This window comes from Psychrosphaera ytuae (assembly GCF_017638545.1).
GTDB classification, from domain to species: domain Bacteria; phylum Pseudomonadota; class Gammaproteobacteria; order Enterobacterales; family Alteromonadaceae; genus Psychrosphaera; species Psychrosphaera ytuae.
Map to the genome: position 1 here is coordinate 155,127 of NZ_CP072110.1, position 20,067 is coordinate 175,193.

11 protein-coding genes are annotated in these 20,067 nt (G+C 41.4%); 5 read left to right on the plus strand and 6 right to left on the minus strand.

What is annotated here, in order from left to right:
• The first annotated feature begins 1 nt into the window (after window position 1).
• Complete coding sequence (locus J1N51_RS00835) at window positions 2-787, plus strand: ABC transporter ATP-binding protein (protein ID WP_208832118.1); 786 nt, start codon at window positions 2-4, stop codon at window positions 785-787.
• Window positions 777-3,356 carry an ABC transporter permease gene (locus J1N51_RS00840; protein WP_208832119.1) on the plus strand — a complete coding sequence of 860 codons (2,580 nt, stop codon included), beginning with the start codon at window positions 777-779 and terminating at the stop codon, window positions 3,354-3,356. Before J1N51_RS00835 ends, J1N51_RS00840 begins: the two co-directional genes overlap by 11 nt.
• Before the next feature lie 61 nt (window positions 3,357-3,417).
• On the opposite strand, the gene J1N51_RS00845 is transcribed toward J1N51_RS00840, so the two are convergent.
• Window positions 3,418-4,077: an MlaC/ttg2D family ABC transporter substrate-binding protein gene (locus J1N51_RS00845; protein WP_208832120.1), complete on the minus strand. Its 660-nt coding sequence runs from the start codon at window positions 4,075-4,077 to the stop codon at window positions 3,418-3,420.
• Window positions 4,078-4,325: 248 nt separating this feature from the next.
• Between J1N51_RS00845 and J1N51_RS00850 the strand changes: the two genes are divergently transcribed.
• Entirely contained in the window at window positions 4,326-5,111 is a 786-nt protein-coding gene (locus tag J1N51_RS00850) for a TatD family hydrolase (RefSeq protein WP_208832121.1), read from the plus strand.
• 398 nt (window positions 5,112-5,509) lie between these two features.
• Here J1N51_RS00850 and J1N51_RS00855 read toward each other — a convergent pair whose 3' ends face one another.
• Window positions 5,510-6,391, minus strand: a complete 882-nt coding sequence (locus J1N51_RS00855) for a LysR family transcriptional regulator (protein WP_208832122.1) — start codon at window positions 6,389-6,391, stop codon at window positions 5,510-5,512.
• Between the two features lie 118 nt (window positions 6,392-6,509).
• Here J1N51_RS00855 and J1N51_RS00860 point away from each other — a divergent pair, with 118 nt between their 5' ends.
• Together J1N51_RS00860 and J1N51_RS00865 are read left to right on the plus strand one after the other, a co-directional pair.
• A complete protein-coding gene (locus tag J1N51_RS00860) occupies window positions 6,510-7,628 on the plus strand; it encodes an efflux RND transporter periplasmic adaptor subunit (protein WP_208832123.1) in 1,119 nt (372 codons plus the stop codon).
• A gap of 1 nt (window position 7,629) precedes the next feature.
• Window positions 7,630-10,722: an efflux RND transporter permease subunit gene (locus J1N51_RS00865; RefSeq protein WP_208832124.1), complete on the plus strand. Its 3,093-nt coding sequence runs from the start codon at window positions 7,630-7,632 to the stop codon at window positions 10,720-10,722.
• A 90-nt stretch (window positions 10,723-10,812) separates the two neighbouring features.
• Here J1N51_RS00865 and J1N51_RS00870 read toward each other — a convergent pair whose 3' ends face one another.
• The 4 genes from J1N51_RS00870 to J1N51_RS00885 form a co-directional block, all read right to left on the minus strand.
• Window positions 10,813-13,893, minus strand: coding sequence for an efflux RND transporter permease subunit (locus tag J1N51_RS00870; RefSeq protein WP_208832125.1), 3,081 nt, complete (start codon window positions 13,891-13,893; stop codon window positions 10,813-10,815).
• Between the two features lie 12 nt (window positions 13,894-13,905).
• Window positions 13,906-17,199, minus strand: a complete 3,294-nt coding sequence (locus tag J1N51_RS00875; protein WP_208832126.1) for an efflux RND transporter permease subunit — start codon at window positions 17,197-17,199, stop codon at window positions 13,906-13,908.
• Window positions 17,200-17,221: 22 nt separating this feature from the next.
• Window positions 17,222-18,304, minus strand: a complete 1,083-nt coding sequence (locus tag J1N51_RS00880; protein ID WP_208832127.1) for an efflux RND transporter periplasmic adaptor subunit — start codon at window positions 18,302-18,304, stop codon at window positions 17,222-17,224.
• A gap of 243 nt (window positions 18,305-18,547) precedes the next feature.
• Window positions 18,548-19,834: a citrate synthase gene (locus J1N51_RS00885; RefSeq protein ID WP_208832128.1), complete on the minus strand. Its 1,287-nt coding sequence runs from the start codon at window positions 19,832-19,834 to the stop codon at window positions 18,548-18,550.
• Between the last annotated feature and the right edge of the window lie 233 nt (window positions 19,835-20,067).

The window sequence follows — 20,067 nt, forward strand, 5'->3', positions numbered from 1 at the left end:
CATGAATAAAACATCTCAGCCTGCACTTGTTGCAAACAAAGTCAGTAAAACAGTTGTACTAAATAATCAGTCTTCTAACAACGACTCAGAAGAAAGATCGATCACAATCTTAAGCGAAATTGATTTGTCGATCGAGGATGGCGAGACGGTTGCGATTGTTGGCGCGTCCGGTTCGGGTAAATCGACCTTATTAGGTTTGTTGGCAGGACTGGATTTACCAAGTAAGGGCAAAATCGAATTTTATGGTAAAGCGCTTCAGGTACTAGATGAAGAAGAGCGCGCGGCGATTCGCCGTTCTGATATTGGTTTTATTTTTCAACAATTTTTATTGGTTCCCAGCTTAACGGCACTCGAAAATGTCATGTTACCGGCAGAATTGTCGGATAACAGTACATTGCGCTCAGAAGCGAGACGTAAGGCGAAAGAGTGGCTAGACAAGGTGGGACTGTCGCACCGCTTAGACCACTTCCCAAATCAATTGTCGGGAGGAGAGCAACAGCGCGTTGCTATCGCCAGGGCGTTTATTACAGAGCCTAAACTCTTATTCGCTGATGAACCATCAGCAAACTTAGACACTGTGAATGGTCACCTTGTGGAAGATTTATTGTTTGAGCTCAATCAAACCGCTAATACTACCTTGGTCCTGGTTACGCATGATCCAGCACTTGCTAAACGCTGCCAAAGAACTCTAGAAATAAAAGATGGCCAGCTCATCGAAACTACGGCAACAAAACCAAAGCTAGCAGAAGTAACCAGTATCGAAAGGGCTAAACGCGATGCCAAATAAGTTTTTTACTATGCTTGGATTATCGTTGCGACTTTTCCGACGTGAATTTGGTCGTGGCGAACTCACTATTATTGCTTTGTCGATAATTCTTGCCGTGTCGTCAGTGATGGCGCTCAGTAGTATTACTAACCGCATAGAGCAATCTATTTTACTGAAAAGCGCTGAGTTTTTAGGAGCTGATCGCGATTTAGTCAGCTCTCGGCCAATTGATACTAATTACATAGATTACGCTAAACAACAAAATCTACAGACTGATCAGCACGTCTATTTTCAGTCTATGGCGTTTGCCAATGACAAACTGAACTTAGCCGTCATCAAGGCGGTGACTCAATCATACCCACTTCGCGGTACCTTGTTAGTGGCTGACTTGGAAGACCCATTGTCTGTTACTGAACAAAACGGTCCATTGCCTGGCACAGTGATAATGAGTCAGCGTTTGTACTACATGTTGGATAAGCCAAAAGAAGTCGAAATAGGTGAGGCGACGTTAAAGGTTGCTGGAATTATTGATAGTGAGCCTGATGCGCCATTTCAGGTTTTTAGCGCTGGTACTCGTATTATTATGAGCATGGAAGATGTCGCAGCAACGAACATAGTTCAACCTGGTAGCCGTATCACCTACGCTTATTTATACGCAGGTGAAGAACAGGCACTCAAAGAATTTGAATCTTGGATTAAACCGCAACTAACCAAACACGAACGTTTTAGAGGGGTTAAAGAAGGTGCTAGTGGTATTCAGCGCTCTCTAGAGCGAGCCGAAAGCTTCCTGATGATAGCAGGTGTATTGGGCGTTATTTTGGCTGCGACGGCGGTTGCTGTTTCTGCTCGTCTATACAGTCAACGCCACTTAGATTCGATTGCAATTATGAAAACCCTTGGCGCAAGTGTTTCTCAGGTACAGGTTGTTTATTTATGTCAATTACTGGTCATCGCTATCGTTAGCGTTATCGGTGGCCTTGTATTGGGTGGAATAATGCAGTGGGGAGCGATTACAGCGCTCTCAGAATATTTACCAAATGACATACCTGCGCTTGGTTTAGAGCCATTTTTAGTTGCTACAGTGACTGGTTTTGTGTGTGCTTTGATGTTTTCGATTCCTTCGTTATTAAAGCTATTTAGAGTACCACCGTTAAGAGTGTTGCGCCGTACCCTAGGTGATGGAGTGACGACATCGATAATGGCGCAAGCAATAATGGCGCTAACGACTATCGCACTAGTTTGGTTTTATAGCCAAAACTGGAAACTAACCGCCATAGTGACAGGTACAGGTGTATTGTTATCAGTTCTTATTGTCGTCACCTCAAGGGGGATTATTAGTTTAACCCGAGGTGCAGCGAGTCGTACTAACGGAGGTGCGTTAAAACTAGCACTCGCTTCGTTAAAACGACGCTCAAAGGAAAACACATCACAAATTATTGGCTTTACCTTGGCGATAATGTTGATGCTGGTGCTGTACACACTCAAAAACTCATTAATCGAAGAGTGGCAAGAGCAATTACCAGATGGTACGCCTAATCACTTCGTGGTAAACATTTCTGAGCCAGAATTACCTGTTGTCAAAGGAATGTTTGAAAAACAGGGGATCACGGTAGAGCAGTTTTATCCGATAATTCGAGGTCGAATCACTCAGATTAACGATGAGGTATTAAAACAGCCTAAGCGCGGTGAAGACCAAGAAGATGGTGCAAAACGCAAAGGTAAAGCTGAACTTAACGAAGAACAAGGTACGAGCACGGATGACCAAGAGCAAGAAGGACAACGGATTGGTATTGGCCGTGAGCTTAATTTAACCTTTACCGAAACTTTTCCAGATAACAATGAAATCATTCAGGGTGAGTGGATGGTGCCTAATAAGGCTAAACAAGTTTCAGTAGAAGAGGGCGTTGCAGAGCGCCTAAAACTCAAACTCGGTGATACCTTGTATTTCGTTATTGGTGCTCAAACTGTATCCGCTGAGGTAACAAGCATTCGAAAAGTAGACTGGAATAGCTTACAGCCAAACTTTTTTATGATCTTTAGTAACGATGTCATAGCAGACTTTCCTGCGACCTACATTACGTCGTTTTACTTACCTAAAGAAGAAAAGTTGTGGATCAATGAATTGGTTACACGGATACCGACCTTAAGTATCATTGACGTTGACGCTATGTTGACTCAAATTAAGTCGACAATAAATCAAGTGTCCATAGCTATCCAGTTTGTTTTATTAATCGTCGTGATTGCTGCGACTTTAGTGCTGTTAGCGCAAGTCCAGAGCTCTTTAGACGAGCGACGTAAAGAGACGGTAATTTTCCGTACGATAGGAGCGAAGGGGTCGATGATTAGAAATGCAATAACCCTTGAGTTTCTGAGTTTAGGAGCGGTAGCAGGCTTTATCGCGGCATTGGTTGCAGAGTCAAGTTTAGTCGCTATTCAGCATTTTATGTTTGATATGACTTGGCGGCCACATTGGGATTTATGGTTGATAGGGCCTTTATCTGGCGCGATGTTTGTTGCGATAGTAGGCTCAATAAGTACGCGCTCTTTAATGAAAATTACGCCTTCAGAACTGATCCGGCAGTTAGCATAAGTTATCCAAAACACAAAAAAGCGCTTTGACAGCGCTTTTTTCATTTTAGCAATACAATCTATTAAGATTTTAATAACTCGTTGGCTACGTCACCAATGCCTTTATCACGTAACGGCTTAGACAGCTCAGCACGTTTTGCATCTACCAAGCTAATACCCTCAACGACTAAATCATAGGCTCGCCACTCGTTGGTTTTGGTGTTTTTACGTAGTTTAAATACCATAGACAGCGGTTTGGCGCCTGGTTGCTCGAGTTCAGTACGGATAGCCACGGTTTTTTTGCCGCTGACATCGCGTTCTTGCTCGTAGTTAATTTTTTGGTTGTTGTATTGAATCAACGCAGAAGAGTATGTTTCTACCAAAATTTTACGCATCGCGTCTACGAATAAGTCGCGTTCTTCACGGGTAGACTGCTTGAGTTGCGGGCCCAATATCTTGTACGAAGCAAAACGAATATCAACAAATGGAATCAACTGTTCTTCAACAATCATTTTCATTCTTTGCTTTTCTTGTTCTTTGTCTGCTAATGATTTTGCGTCGGCAACTGATTTAAATACGACTTTTGCTAGGTCTTCAACAATGACATAAGGCGAATTGGTTAGCTCTATCTGTTCAATTTGTTGCTGATACTTCAAGGCCAATTCTTTGTCATTGTCTAAAGATACTGCATAGCTAGGAACCAATAACAAAAGTGAAGCGAGGGCGACTGATACTCTTAACATAATCAAAGTCCTTTAATTTATAATGGTCAGAAGTATAATACCGACCGTTCGGTATGTAAACCCAAAGCCGCTATAATCAAGTGCTATATATGTAAACTATTAGCACTATCAGACCATGAGTTTAGACCTGTTTTAACATTGTTGCGTTGATCTTGGGGAGATATACGGACGACAATGGTTTTTTTATTACTTTAAATGCGAGATAATTGCAGAAATTGTCGAATCATTAACTTTTAATTGAGGTACCTATGCGTTTTGTTGATTCCCATTGTCACTTAGATCGAATCGATTTAGAAAAAGAAGGGATGAGCTTTGCAGCCATGATGGAAAAAGCGAAACAAAACAGTGTCGAGCACTTTTTATGTGTGGCTATTTCAATGGACCAATTTCCTGAAATGGTAAAAAAGGCACAAGCATATGAGAACGTTTCATTTTCTTGTGGCGTTCACCCATTACACGTGGATGAAGACAAGCAATTTACGCTAGATGACCTACCCAAATTAGCATCGGATGATAAAGTTGTGGCGATTGGTGAAACGGGCTTGGATTATTATTATTCAAAAGATTCCATTGCCGCTCAGCAAGCTTCTTTTGCTCGTCATATAGAGGTAGGAAATGAGCTGAATAAGCCAATTATTGTTCATACAAGAGACGCCAGAGAGGATACCATTGCGATCATGCGCGAAAATAACGCAGAGAAGTGTCGTGGCGTCTTGCATTGCTTTACAGAAAGTTGGGAAATGGCCAAGCAAGCTATGGATCAAAACTTTTTTATTTCAATTTCGGGTATCGTTACTTTTAAAAACGCTGTTGAGTTACAGGACGTTGTCCGCAAAATGCCATTGGACCGTTTATTAATAGAAACAGATTCTCCTTATCTTGCACCTGTCCCGTTTCGTGGAAAACAAAATCAGCCTGCTTATGTCAAGCACGTCGCAGAGTTTATTGCGGAGTTAAAAGGTGTTTCTTTAGAAAAAGTAGCAGAACAAACTACTGCCAATTTCCAAGACTTATTCAGTCACGCCTCGGTATAAGATAATGATGAGTTTTTTGCCTAAAAACACATAGAGTTTAATAGGCAAAAAAAAGCCCAGAACTAGTCCTGATCTGGGCGAGGGGAATGGCTCCGTTAAGAGCCGTGCGCTAAACCTTGTCTCGCAATCCACTTTGATATACATCTTTGTTTCAAGGCTTTTACCAAGGTAGTGTATATAAAGTGACTGGGTGACATCTAAATATCAGCTTAGTAGAAGACATTTTTGAAATAAAGCGTTGGTTGTCTTTTTTTTAACCAATTTGGGTTGTCAGTTCGATAACAATTACACTTCGGCTAGGATCAGTTTTAAACCGCTTGTTTACTGGTTTTCCTCAGGTTATTAACAGGTTTTTTACAGTATCGACTGTAAATTAATCTGTACAAAAGTGTGCATTTTTAAAACATCGACCAAATTTTATTTGCAGCTGGACCTAAAATAGTTTTTCTATTTTTTACTACCCTTATTTCCGCACAAATAGGTGTTGAATCTTTTTCTATTTGAAAACTAACAAAATCTTCCGTTAAAGCTTTAGACCACATGTTTTTTATAATGGGACCCCAACCCAGCTGAGCGTGTATTGCGGCAACACAAGTTTGATAACCGTTGACTTTAAGCAGACTTCGACCAATTGGTTTCATCAAAACGTCTTTGTTCAAATCAATGGCAAAATCACTCGGCACGACTTGTGGTAATTTTGATAACACACTTTGATCAATGTCGTTTGCATCGGTTACGTTAACCTGAGCTAATAACGACCGGTGAATACAAAATGAAATTTCTAAGTTCGATACATGTTTTGACTCGAAGTCTCCCTCGGCGGCAAATGTAGGCAACCATGGTGTAAACGCCAATTGAACTTCTTCTTTATTAAGGCGCTGAAAACTTTTTAATTGAGTCTCAGAATGTAACTTAAATTGCGTATTTGGAAAGGACGACTGAACTTCTTTGAGTGATGACAAAAGCGGGTCGACATTAGCCGAATCTTCGATACTGATCACAACTTCGTGTTCTTCTCCTCTTTTTAAACTGTCGGAATAGCTGTTAAGTTGATTTATCTGGTCTACTATTAGCTTACATTTTTGATAATAAATTTGTCCCTTTTCAGTGAGTTCGAGACGGTATCCATTCCTATTAAACAGAGTTATACCAACCGTTTCTTCTAGTCTTTTAATAGTCATACTGATGGCCGGCTGGGATTTATTTAGCACCGTTGAAGCAGCGCTGATAGAGCCAGCTTCAACAACGTGAATTAAAGTTAAAACTTGATCAATTTTCATGGCGGTATCATCGTAAATAAGTTAACAAAATGTTAACTAGTTTTTAAAATAATATAAATATCATTTAATGTAATTCTGCGTACAATAACTGATAGTCGATAAATAGTAGGAACTTTCAATGGTTTACAGATTTGGTAAAAGTTTGTCATGGATTTTAATAGTCGCAATGTGGTCAGTATTATCGGGGTGCACGGAGCCAAGGTCCGAGTCGGTTGATGAAGAGACTATCCGGCCTGCTAAATTAGCGAAGGTCGTGTCCGCATCTGGTGAATCTATCAAAACCTTTCCAGCAACTGTGGAGCCTTCTTTGTATGCTCATTTAGCCTTTAGAGTTAATGGCGAAATCGTTAAGTTACCTGTTGTAGCAGGTGACAGTGTAAAGAAGGGCCAAATGCTGGCGCAATTAGACGATAAAGATTTTGTAGTTCAACAGAAGCAAGCAAAAGCTAAATTTGATTTAACGGCTTCTCAGTTCAAACGTGCTCAAACCTTAATTAAAGAAAAATTAATTTCATCGGCTGAGTTTGATCAGCTTAAAGCAGAGCTAGATATTGCTGAGGCACAACTCGACGCTGCAAATAATAATTTGGAATATTCTCAGCTAAAAGCTCCTTTTGATGGTGTGGTTACCAATATCAACGTGGAAGCGTTTGAGTTTGTTCAAGCTAAACAGCCAATTATGGACATTCAAGGCCGCTCTAATATAGATGTTGCTATTCAAGTACCTGAACAGCTTATGGTACGCCTGCCAAAGTCAGATAAAACTGAGGCTTATAAACCCAATTTAATCTTTGATGCCAACCCCAACAAAAAATATCAAGTAACCCTCAAAGAGCACGATATTTCTCCAAATCCTGCAACAAAAAGTTATCAAGTTGTGTTTTCGTTACCTACCCCAGAGGACATAAATTTGTTACCTGGTATGACAGGTACTTTAGAGGTCGAACTAAACAAGCTACTCAATAACGATACAAGTTTATTACAAGTACCTATTGCGTCAGTTTTTGTACCAAATCGTTTAGCAGACTCAAAACAAAAGTATGTCTACAAAATAGATGAAAATAACCGCACCCAACTTGTGGCGGTGGAAGTCGTCGATACCAAACAAAAAGGTCTTATCATTAAACCATTACAAAGTGGAACCTTGGCTGCCGGTGATAAAGTGGTGGCAGCGGGCGCTCACTTGATACCAGAGGACACAGAAGTGTCTGAGTGGGTTCAGGAGCGAGGACTGTAGTATGTCTCAAGGGTTTGATATTGCTAATTACTTCGTTAGACAAAAAACGACCTCGTGGTTATTCGCGTTTTTGTTGTTGTTTGGCGGTGTAGTTTCTTATTTTCAGTTGGGCCAACTAGAGGATCCCGAGTTTGTTCTTAAACAAGCGATAGTAGTGACTCAATATCCGGGGGCCTCGCCTGTGCAAGTCGAGGAAGAGGTTACCCATCCCTTAGAAAATGAAATTCAAAAACTAACATATGTCGACAACGTAAAGTCGATAACTAGTGCTGGTGTGTCACAAATCATGGTTGAAATGAAGTCGACTTACCGGAAGACGGAATTACGCCAAATCTGGGATGAACTCAGAAGAAAAATAAATGACTACGCTCCTCAATTACCTGCAGGCACTACGACCCCAATCGTCAGAGACGACTTTGGTGATGTATTCGGAGTATTACTTGCGGTGACTGGTGAAGGGTTTAACAACGACGAGCTAAACGATTACGTAGACTATATTAGACGTGAATTAGTCTTAGTTGATGGCATTGGCAAGGTGACTGTAGTTGGTTCTGAACAAGAACAAGTCATTATCGAAATGTCGCAGAATAAGATGGTTTCATTAGGGATCTCGACCGGATACTTGTATCAGTTGTTGTCGCAACAAAATGTCGTAAGCAACGCTGGCTTTGTGAGAGTAGGCGATGAGCAAATTCGTTTTCATCCCACGGGTGAATTCTCTTCAGTTCAAGAATTGGGAGATTTAGTGATAAGTCCGCCGGGTCAGTCGAAACGAATCGTGTTGGCCGATGTCGCTAATATTTATCGCGACTTTGACAAAACTCCAAGTCATATTGTGAGACATAACGGCGAGCCGGCAATTTATATTGGCTTGTCTTTCGCGTCAGGCTCTAATGTTGTTGATGTTGGTCAAAGAGTTTCGGCAAAGCTCGCAACGCTCGATCAACAGCGCCCGTACGGAATGTTCATCCATACGGTTTACAACCAACCCAAAGAAGTAGACGAATCGGTAGCGGGTTTTATTCAGAGTTTGGCTGAAGCGGTAATTATCGTCATTGTTATTTTGTTGTTATTCATGGGTTTTAAAACTGGGGTATTAATCGGCGGTATATTATTACTGACGGTGTTGGGTACCTTTATTTTCATGAATTTACTCGATATTCAATTACACCGTGTTTCGCTTGGCGCCTTAATTATTGCGCTAGGTATGCTGGTTGATAATGCCATTGTCATTGTAGAAGGGATATTGGTTAACCTAAAACGCAAAATGTCTCGAGCCGAGGCCGCGAGTTTGATTGTTCGGCAAACCAAGTGGCCACTATTAGCGGCTACGTTTATCGCTATCATTGCCTTTGCGCCTATTGGCTTATCACCAGATGCCACTGGTGAATTTGCTGGCTCATTGTTTTACGTTTTACTGATCTCTTTGTTATTAAGTTGGTTCACTGCGATAACTATCACTCCTTTTTATGCAAGTTTAATGTTTAAAGACAGTGTTAGTTCTACCCAAGAAAACGATGAAAGTGACAGTACTGATCCTTATGCTGGAAGTTTGTATCAAAGGTACAAACAAATACTCGTTTTTACTTTGCGATATCCTAAGTCAACCATGGTATTTATGTTGGCTCTGTTTTTAGTTGCAGGTTATGGCTTTGGTAAAGTGAAGCAGTCATTTTTTCCAGCTTCAAATTTACCTATGTTTTATGTTGAATATCGACTTCCACAAGGGAGTGATATTAGAGCGACCGCCGAGACTGGGGCTGAATTAGAATCGTACATGTTAAAGCAGGAACAGGTCGAGTTTGTGTCTAATACGATTGGTCGTGGTGCCGCTCGATTTATGTTGACCTATAACATGGAGCTAAATTACAGCAACTACGGACAATTGATTATTAGGGTAAAAGGTAAAGAGGACTTAGTGCCAACGATGGCTCAAGTTCGTCGTTATATTCATCGTCAATATCCGGACGTAGAAGCAAAAACCTTACGTGTTGAGATTGGTCCTGCAACCGCGTCTAAAATCGAAGCTCGATTTTCTGGTTCTGATCCTGAAGTACTGCGTCAATTGAGTGCTAAGGCCAAAGAAATTTTGCGTGCCGAACCAGATGCGATGAATATAACCGACAACTGGAAAAACCAAACAAAAGTCATGCGCCCAGTGTTTGATGCTGTAGCTGCTAGAGAAGTAGGGATCACTAAGTCTGCGGTGGATGACTTACTGTTAACTAACTTTGTAGGAAAAACCGTAGGCGTTTATCGAGATGGTACAGAACGATTACCAATTGTTGTTCGGATGCCAGAACAACAGCGTGAAGTCATCGACTCGATTGATGACTTACAGATTTATTCTCCGGTTTTAAATCAATACTTGCCGCTATCAAAGGTGGTCTCTGAGTTCAAAATGGAATTTGAAGATCCAATCATTAACCGACGAGACCGCAAGAGAACCTTAACGGTAATGGCAGACCACGATGTTTTATCAGATAAAACAGCGGCCCAATTGTTTGCAAAAGTGAAACCAAAAATTGAGGCGATTCCGCTACCAGATGGTTATGAGCTCAGTTGGGGTGGGGAATACGAGGCTAGTAAAAAAGCCCAAAAGCCGATATTCTCAGCGCTGCCTATTGGATTTGGGCTGATGTTTATCATAACCATTTTGTTGTTTAATTCGATGAAGCTAGCGACTGTGATCTGGACAACGGTGCCTCTTGCGATAATTGGTGTGTCGTTTGGGTTCTTAACGACAGGTATTGCGTTTGGTTTTATGAGCTTATTGGGATTACTGAGTTTATCAGGAATGCTGATTAAAAATGGTATCGTATTAGTTGAGCAAATTGAAATAGAGAAGTCAGAAGGCGCCGAGTTTTATGATGCAATTGTCAACGCTGCAATTAGTCGTGTAAGACCAGTTTCTATGGCAGCCATTACGACCGTATTAGGAATGGCGCCATTGCTTACTGACGACTTCTTTAAGAGTATGGCCGTGGTGATCATGTTTGGACTGGGTTTTGCGACTGTATTAACTCTTATTGTTGTGCCTGTGATGTATTATTTACTAATGCGTTCGAAGCAGGGCGCTGTCATTAATGAGTAATCACCTGAAATTGATGTAAACAAAAAGCCACTGACGAGTGGCTTTTTTATTGAATTTTATTGAATATTTAAGGCTAAAAGCTATTCGACATTAAGCCTCAGATATTACTTTAGACGCTAAAGTTTTACCGCGTATAAACATCCGAGCGGTGCGGTCTGTTAATTTTAACAGCAACACATATGCAAGTGGCACAAACAAGAGACTCATTACTGTTGAGAATACTAAACCACCTATAATAGCAACCGCCATAGGCGCGTATTCTGGGCTTCCGTTGCCACCAATACTCGCATCGCCCATCGCAAGAGGAAGTAAACCTAACACAGTTGTTGCTACAGTCATCAGGATAGGTCTAAAACGCGAAGTACTGCCCTCGATTATTGCTTCGTAAAGTGTAACGCCTTGTTCTCTGAGTTGATTGATTTTATCGATAAGCACTATGCCGTTGTTTACCACTATGCCCATCAGGATTAATATCCCAATCATTACCATCATCCCCATGTCTGTACCTGTCAGGAGCAAGGCCCAAAAGGTTCCAGAGATCGAAAACAACAGGCTAGTGATAACCGCAGTAGGTAAGATCAAGCTCTCGAATAATGCAGCCATTACTATATAAATCATCACTAATGCCAAAGCCATATTGACTAACATGACGTTTTCGGCCTCTTTAGCGCGTTCGAAGGAGCCTGTTAAACTCCATTTATAACCAGCAGGTAACGTAAGCTGGTTCATCACTGCAGTGATCTGCTTTTCTGCTTGCTCGAGAGTGAAGTCCTCACCTAAGTTTGCACCTATATTAAGGTTTGTTTCTCTGAAATAACGGTAAATCTGGTTAAGCCTAGGGGTAACTTTTAGTTCAGCAAGTTGTTCTAAACGGTAATCAACACCATTTTTACTGATAATAATAAGTGACTTAAAGCGCTCGAGGTTATGACGTATATCATCATCAAATCTCAACCTAACCTGAATTTCACCTTGAACAGGATCTCGGTAGGTACGTAGGTTCATGCCTCGTAAAGCTGTTGCAGCAGCTTGTGCGACAGAGGTGCTATCTAAACCGAAGCGTTGAACTTTATCGCGGTCAATGATGATTTGAATTTCTTTTTGCTCGCCCGTTATTTCAGATTTAACGTCTTCTAAACCTTCTATTTTGGACAACATTGGAATAGTTTGGTCGGCTATCTCCATTAATACTTCTGTTGAAGGACCGGCTAGGCTTACTCGCAATCCACCGCCATTTCCAGAATTCCAACCAAAAGTCGGTTTAGCACCCACGATTTGTGGCCAATTTTTCTCAATGTCGTTTTTGATTTGAATGAAATCTCGGTTAAGGTTTTCATTCATGTTCAAAGTAGACTGAGCAAAGCCACTGCGGTAATAACTATAGACACTTTCAAATTCGAATCTGTCTTTATTGGCATAAAGGAACTTCTCCATGATGTCGACTTTGCGTTCTACTTCTTCAATGCTTGGATTGCCCTCAATGTTGTAATTAATAAACATTCGGCTCTTAGACACTCCCCCATTTTCGTTGGACTCAACAAAGGTCATCGGGACGAGCAATGAAAGAAACAGCGCTAAGCCAATGAAGAACGATTTTTTCTGGTGCTTCATAACCCAGCTTAATGTCTTGCGATAAGTCTCTTGACCCTTACTTGCAGATGGGTTCTTTGGTAATGATTTTATTTTACTTGTGAGTAATGGAATAAGAGTTTGTGATATCAACAATGAAGCAAAAAGTGAAATACAAATCGAAATTGCCACATGCTCAAGGAAAATGGTGACGTCGATTTTTTTACCAATTATATTGGGTAAAAACACGATTGCAGTGGTACATGTTCCCGCAATTACTGCAAGTGATACGTTAGATACACCTTTGATTGTCGCTTTTTCTATATCATCAGAATGTTGACGTTCGTTATAAATCGACTCAGTAACAACGACCGCATTATCAACTAACATACCTACCGCTAACATTAGCCCCATTAGCGAAAGAATATTGAGGCTATACCCCATTAAGTACATAGCCCCAAGCGTGATACAAATTGCAACAGGAACTGATGCCACTACGATTAATGTCGTTGGTAAATGACGCAAAAATAAGTATAAAACGGCTATCGAAAGCGCAGCCCCAATCAAACCCGCTTCTAGTAGATTTGACAGCGATGATGTCACGTCCTTTGCCGTGTTTTGCATCACAAACAAGTTAATGCCGTTAAACTGAGGATTGGACTTGGCCTGTTCAACCACCTTTAAAACACCTGCGGCCACTGAAACTAAATTAGCACTCGACTCCTTCATTACGTCCATGCCAATTGCATAGGTCTGATTTAGGTGACGACCATCTTCTCGCTCAGGTAGCTCATATTTAATCTCGGCAACATCACCTAATAATATATGTTGATTGATCGGTGCGTTGATGACGTCCTCTACCGACTTAAACTCGCCATTAGGAGTAACTAAAATCTTGCCCTCTGCAGAGTTTAGATAGCCTGCAGACTGACTAAAATTCATACCGCGTAGCTTTGTAAGTATCTCAGACACAGTTAGCTTATGACTTGCAAGGCGAGCCTCGTCTAGACGGATAACTATTTCTCGTTTGTTGACCCCGTACATAGTGACTTGGGATACTCCTGGAACACGCTCTATTTGTCTGCGTAATTGACGGTCCAATAGGTCATAGGCGAATGAGAGGTCGCGGTCTGAGGAAATTCTTAAATTAAGAACTGGCATATCACTAGTATTGAACTGAAACACAAACAGTCGCTCGACGTCATCAGGTAACTGATCCCGAATCGCATCAATTTTTTCTCTGGCTTCAATGGATTTTGAACTGATGTTTTCACCCCAATTGAAACTCAGACCAATATTTGCTCCTGATTCACTGGACCAAGATTGGGCTTTTTGAACACCTGAAATGGTTGCGAGTGCCTCTTCAATGGGTTTGGTTATCTGACGTTCGACCTCGGCTGGTGTAGCATTAGGGTATGGAACATTAACGAATATTTCGGGAATTTCGATACCTGGAAATAGCTCTAGGGGCAGTAATCGGCTCGAAATACTGCCTAATAGAAGCAAGGATATAAAAACTATGGTAACCGTAATGGGGCGATGCAATGAAAATTTTGCCATTGCACCAACACCTGTTTCTTGATTGTGTGTTTGTTTTTCCATTGGGGGCTCTCCTTAGCTCTCTACTGTACTTAGTTCTGGTGTAGCTTGCTCTGGCTTTGCTTTTTCTGGAGTAGTTTCTGGTGTAAATACCTTTTGATCGAGCAAGGCATACAGGCAAGGAATGAACAGCAGAGTCAAAACTGTCGCGTACAATAAGCCAAATATTACTGTCAGAGCCATCGGAGTGCGCATTTCTGCGCCATCACCGCTGCCAATAACAAGAGGTAACAGACCCAGAGTAGTCGTCAATGTAGTCATGACAATAGGGCGCAGTCTACTCTTGGCACTTGACTGAATCGCGTCTAGTTTCTCAACTCCTTGGGCACGTAATTGATTAATTCTGTCTATTAACACAATTGCGTTATTAACCACTATACCGGCCAACATAATTAATCCTATGAATACAACTACGCTCAAGTTAGTACCTGTTAAATACAGGCCATAAACTGAACCAGCACCTGCAAGTGGTACAGTAAATAGGATTAAAAGAGGGTGTAATAAAGATTCGAATTGTGACGCCATTACGATATAAACCATGAATACCGCAAGGGCCAATGCAAACATTAGGCTATCGAATGAGCGTTCCATATCTTCATTTTGGCCATCGATACTCCAAGTTATGTTGAGCGGAAGGTTGCTTTGAACAATAATCTGCTCGACCTCTTTTACTGCAGTAGAAAGGTCATCAGTTAGAACATTAACGTCGATAATGGCAACGCGCTCTTGTTGTAAACGATTAATTTCACTTGGGCCCGTCGTAATTGTAATGTCAGCGACATCTTCTAGTGTAACGGCTTGATTAGCATCTGGATTAATTATTAGTTGGCCTAAGGCGTTTACCGAGTTTCGATGTTCTTCCTCAGTACGAACAAGAATATCTACTTTTCGGTCACCTATACTGAGTTTTGTCGCGACTGTGCCACCAACTTGTGTGGCAACAACGTCCGATACAGTTGCTGCCGTTAACCCCAATTGTGCTAAGCGAGTGTGATTAAAATCTAAAGCTACCTCAGGATTACCAGATTTTAAGGTCGGATTAATGTCAGTTAACAAATCTGATTCGTTAAAACGATTTACTAATCGTTCACTGTAGGTTGCAAGAGTGTCTAACTCATAACTCGACAGGATTACTTGAATTGGTGCTTTAAAGGTCAACAATTGGGGTCTGTCTATTTTACTCGTAAAGCCCGGCATGGTGGCCATTTTTTCACGTAATAGAGAAATTACCGATTGCTCATCAAGCTTTGACGAACCTTTGTTGAGTACCACGTTTAGGCGGCCCCAATTGTCACCACTCTGGCCTGGAGAGGCATTCATCAATGATCCCGTACCAATCACACTGTAGGTTTTTTCAACAGCAGGATGGTCAGTGATATGTGATGATAACTTAGTTAATGTTTGTTCAGTAACGTCGAGTTTAGTACCCGTCGGCATTAGGATATCGACATAAAATTCTCCTTGTGCCATTGGTGGCAATAACTCACTGCCTAATTGTTTGGCTAAAGGAATACTACCTAACGATAGCAGCGTGATTGAAAAAATCACGGCTAGAGGAGTTTTGATGACTCGTGCCAAAAAGCGGTTATAACTGTTAGCTAATTTGTCGTAACCCCAATTAAAGCCAAACGCAATAGGTTGAAAGAACACACCGGCTGCTTTCAACAATCCGCGAACCACCACTTTGCCTATTGTTACGATTGATAATGGTAGCCAATAGAAGACAAGCAAAAAGAGTTTGCGAACAGGCCAAGTCAGATACCAAAAGAACAAGGATAATCTGTGAGTTGGCTTCCCTGATTTTTCTCTTGGAGCGACTTCAGGACTGAATTCCATTTCACGGCGTTCTCGTGAGGCCAACATTGGGATGAGTGTCAGCGAAACAATAAGAGACGCTAACAGAGCGAAGGTAATGGCTAGGGCTTGGTCACTAAATAATTGACCAGCGATACCTTCAACAAAGGCTAGTGGAAAAAACACAGCCATTGTTGTTAACGTTGACGCTGTTACTGCCATCGCAACTTCTTTGGTGCCTAATAACGCTGCCAGCTTTGGCGCTGCACCTTGCTCTTTGTGTCGAGCGATGTTTTCCAATACAACAATTGCACTGTCTACTAACAAACCTATAGCCAGAGCGATACCACCCAAACTCATTATGTTAAGTGAGATTCCATTGGCATTCATAAAGTTAAACGTTGCGATTACCGATACCGGGATAGAAAGCGAAACGATAAACGTTGTCCAGCTGTTGCGAAGGAACAAAAACAATACAAACATCGCCAATAAACCGCCGATGACTCCGGCAGTTTTAACTTCGGAAACGGCCGACTCGATAAATTGGGCCTGGTCATAAACAGCAGTTAATTTTAGGCCCTCAGGCAAACGTTTGTTTATAGGTTTTAGCTGCGCCTGAACTAATTGACTTACTTTTACACTATTTGCATCACCTTCTTTATAAAGGGCAATTTCGATGCTTTCTTCGCCGTTAATCTGAGTTATAGAGTCGCGCTCTTTGTGACTGTCTGTCACAGTGGCGACATCAGACAATCGGACTATGTTCAGCTGATTTTGTTTAATGATTAAATCGCGGATTTCATCGAGATTTTGGAATTGATTGATAGTTCTAACAAAGTAATCTTGGCTTACATCTTTTACTCGACCGCCCGCCATATTGATATTTTCCTGGCGTAAACGGTTAAGCACATGCTGTAAGGTGATTTGGTGATGATTGAGTTTGAATGGATCGATTTCGACATGGATCTCTTGTTCGAGACCACCACCGACTTGTACAGAAGCAACACCCGTAGTCGACTCTAAGTTGCGTTTAATTTGTTCTTCGGCAAATATACGAACTTGCTTTAAGTTCATAGTCTCGGAGTTATTCGTTAATGCAAATCGCATGATCGGGTCTAAACTCGGGTTAAAGCGCAACAATACGGGCTTTTTTATATCCAGTGGTAACTGAATAATATCGAGCTTTTCTCGCACGTTCAGGCTCGCCATGTCCATATCGGTTCCCCAATTGAACTCCAAAACCACATCTGATTGACCAGCTTTAGATATGGAATGAACCTGACGAACATTTTTCACAACACCAACAGCTTCCTCTATTGGCTTGCTGATCAGCATCTCTACTTCTTGCGGAGCTGCACCATCATAATCTGTGCGAATTGTTAGAGTAGGGTATGACAAGTCTGGTAATAGGTTTACTGCAAGTCGGCTTAACGAGACTAAACCAAATAACATGACGGCTAAAACAAACATCCAAATCGTGACCGGACGTTTAATGGCGACTTCGACTAGTTTCATAGTGTTTTCCTTGTCTCAACGATTAGTTATTTTCTACGATAGTAACGTCGGCTTTGTCTTTTAAATTGTTATGGCCCGCAATGATTAATGTCGAGTTGTCTTCTAAACCTGACAAAACTTCAATCATTCCTTGGTGTTGATAGCCCATGGTTATGTCGGTTTTAACCGCTTTACCATCAATAACTTGATAAACCATATGGTTGTTGTCGAGTGAAAGGACTGCATTTGACGGAGCAACCAGCGCATCTTTGTGTAAGCCTAATTGAATGTTCACTTCAGCGAACATACCTGGCTTTAACTCACCTTGACTATTATCGACTTGAACCACGACTTTAAACGTTCCGTTATTAGCGTCGATAACCGGGCTAATACGTGCGATACGTGCGTCAAAGGTCTTATTGTTTAGGGCTGAAAGCGAGAGCTGAACCGGTTGGTCCAATTTAATATCTTTAAAACGGCTTTCAGGAATGAACAACACGCCCTCAAGTTTGTCTTGAGCTACGATATGGTAAAGGTTTTGGTGTTGGTACTGGTGGACAAGATTTCCCACTTTGGCGTAGCGTTTTGAAACAAAACCACTAATTGGTGCGACTATTTTTGTTTCATTAACATCCAATTGCGCGAGCTCTGTAGAAGCCTCAAGTGACTCGAGTCGCCATTGGAGTTTTTCGAGCTGGTCGGCACTGACAAGGTTCTTACTTTTAGCTGCGTTAATACGGTCAAGTTCACTTTTAACCTGACGTAAATCGGCTTCGCGCTGTTGAAGGACGAGTTGATACCGGTCACTGTCTAATTCGGCTAATACTTGTCCTTTGCGAACGTAATCACCTTCTTCGGCGTATATTTTTTCGATTAAGCCTTGGACCTTACTGATCACGTCTGCTTCAGCTGGGCTTTCTAGCGTGGCATTAGATGCATAGTAGTTGGCAATGTCTTGACGTTGTAAACTCGTAACGGCAACAGGTACTTTAATAACTTCTTCCTGCTTTTTTTCGCTATCAACGGAAGCGGTCGCTTCTTCACAACCAGAAATATTGAGTAAGCCAACAACTGTTAGGGCAATAAGAGACACTTTGGTAAGAGGGTGCAAGCGGTCAGTTTTCATTTTAATATTCCATTTATAAATTTTTTACTTAAGTGGCAAGACCAATGCCAATATTAATTTACTTTATTTTCAGTAACTTATTTCATTTCAATAAAGGTTCTATTTCAATAATTACGAAAAAGTTAATATTTTCACTAATAATTGGCCGATTTCATCAAGCGCAGCAAGCACGAATAAACTTCTGGTTAACAGGCATAAAAAAAGCGGCTATAAAGCCGCTTTAATAATAGTACAAGGCTAAAATTAGCGCTTGTCTGCTGGTACGTAATCGCGTTGTGCTTCACCTGTGTAAAGCTGACGAGGACGACCAATTTTTTGGCCTTCTTCGCTAAGCATTTCGTCCCAATGGCTAATCCAACCAACAGTACGAGACATCGCGAAGATAACTGTAAACATGCTTGTTGGGATACCAATAGCTTTAAGAATGATACCTGAGTAGAAGTCTACATTCGGGTATAGCTTCTTCTCTACGAAGTACGGGTCTTCTAAAGCGATGCGCTCAAGTTCCATAGCAACATCTAGTAGAGGATCTTTAATGTTTAGTGCTTCTAGAACTTCGTGACATGTGTCGCGCATAACTTTTGCACGAGGGTCGAAGTTTTTGTAAACACGGTGACCGAAGCCCATTAGTCGGAACGGGTCAGATTTGTCTTTTGCACGTGCAACAAATTCTGGAATACGATCAACAGAACCAATTTTCTTCAACATGTTTAAACATGCTTCGTTTGCACCACCGTGCGCTGGGCCCCATAGTGAAGCGATACCAGCTGCGATACACGCATAAGGGTTAGCACCTGAAGAACCAGCTAAACGAACTGTAGACGTTGAAGCATTTTGCTCGTGGTCAGCGTGAAGCATGAAGATCTTGTCCATTGCCGAAGCAAGAACAGGGTTAACTTTATACTCTTCTGCTGGTACAGAGAACATCATGTGTAAGAAGTTTTCTGAGTACGACAAGTTGTTGCGAGGGTAAACAAATGGTTGACCGATGCTGTACTTGTACGCCATCGCTGCAATCGTAGGCAACTTCGCTACTAAGCGATATGCACTGCGCTTACGTTGCTCTGGATCTGTGATATCTAAGTCATCGTGATAGAAGCTTGATAATGCGCCAGTTACACCACAAAGCATTGCCATTGGGTGTGCGTCAACAACGAAACCTTGGAAGAAGGTCGCAATTTTTTCGTGAACCATCGTGTGGTGTGTGATTGTTTCTTCGAATTCAGCTAACTTTTCTGCACTTGGTAGTTCACCGTGAAGTAGCAGGTAGCTAAGTTCTAAGTAAGATGATTCATTGGCTAATTGTTCAATTGGGTAGCCACGGTGTAAAAGAATACCTTTAGCACCGTCAATGAACGTGATCTTAGATTGACATGAAGCAGTGGCCAAAAAACCTGGATCATATGTAAATACGCCTTGCGCACCTAAAGTACGTACGTCGATAACATCGTTACCAGCTGTACCAGACATCATTGGTAAGTCGAATGGTTCTTGCCCTGTGACTTGAACTGTGGCCTTTTTATCTGCCATGCATGTTCTCCTCATATATAGTAGTTGGACTCATCTTTTTTATTGCTCTTCAGTATAGAAGAAAATAAAAGAGAGTAAGCGTAAGTCATTTAAAAAATCACGACATTGTAACTCTAAAGTAGAGTAAAAAGTCAATTTAATTGCACAAATGTTTAATTTTTATTCACTATACGTGTCGAAGTGGTCAAAAAGTCAACTTTAACACGTTAAATTTAAACAGAAATTGATATATC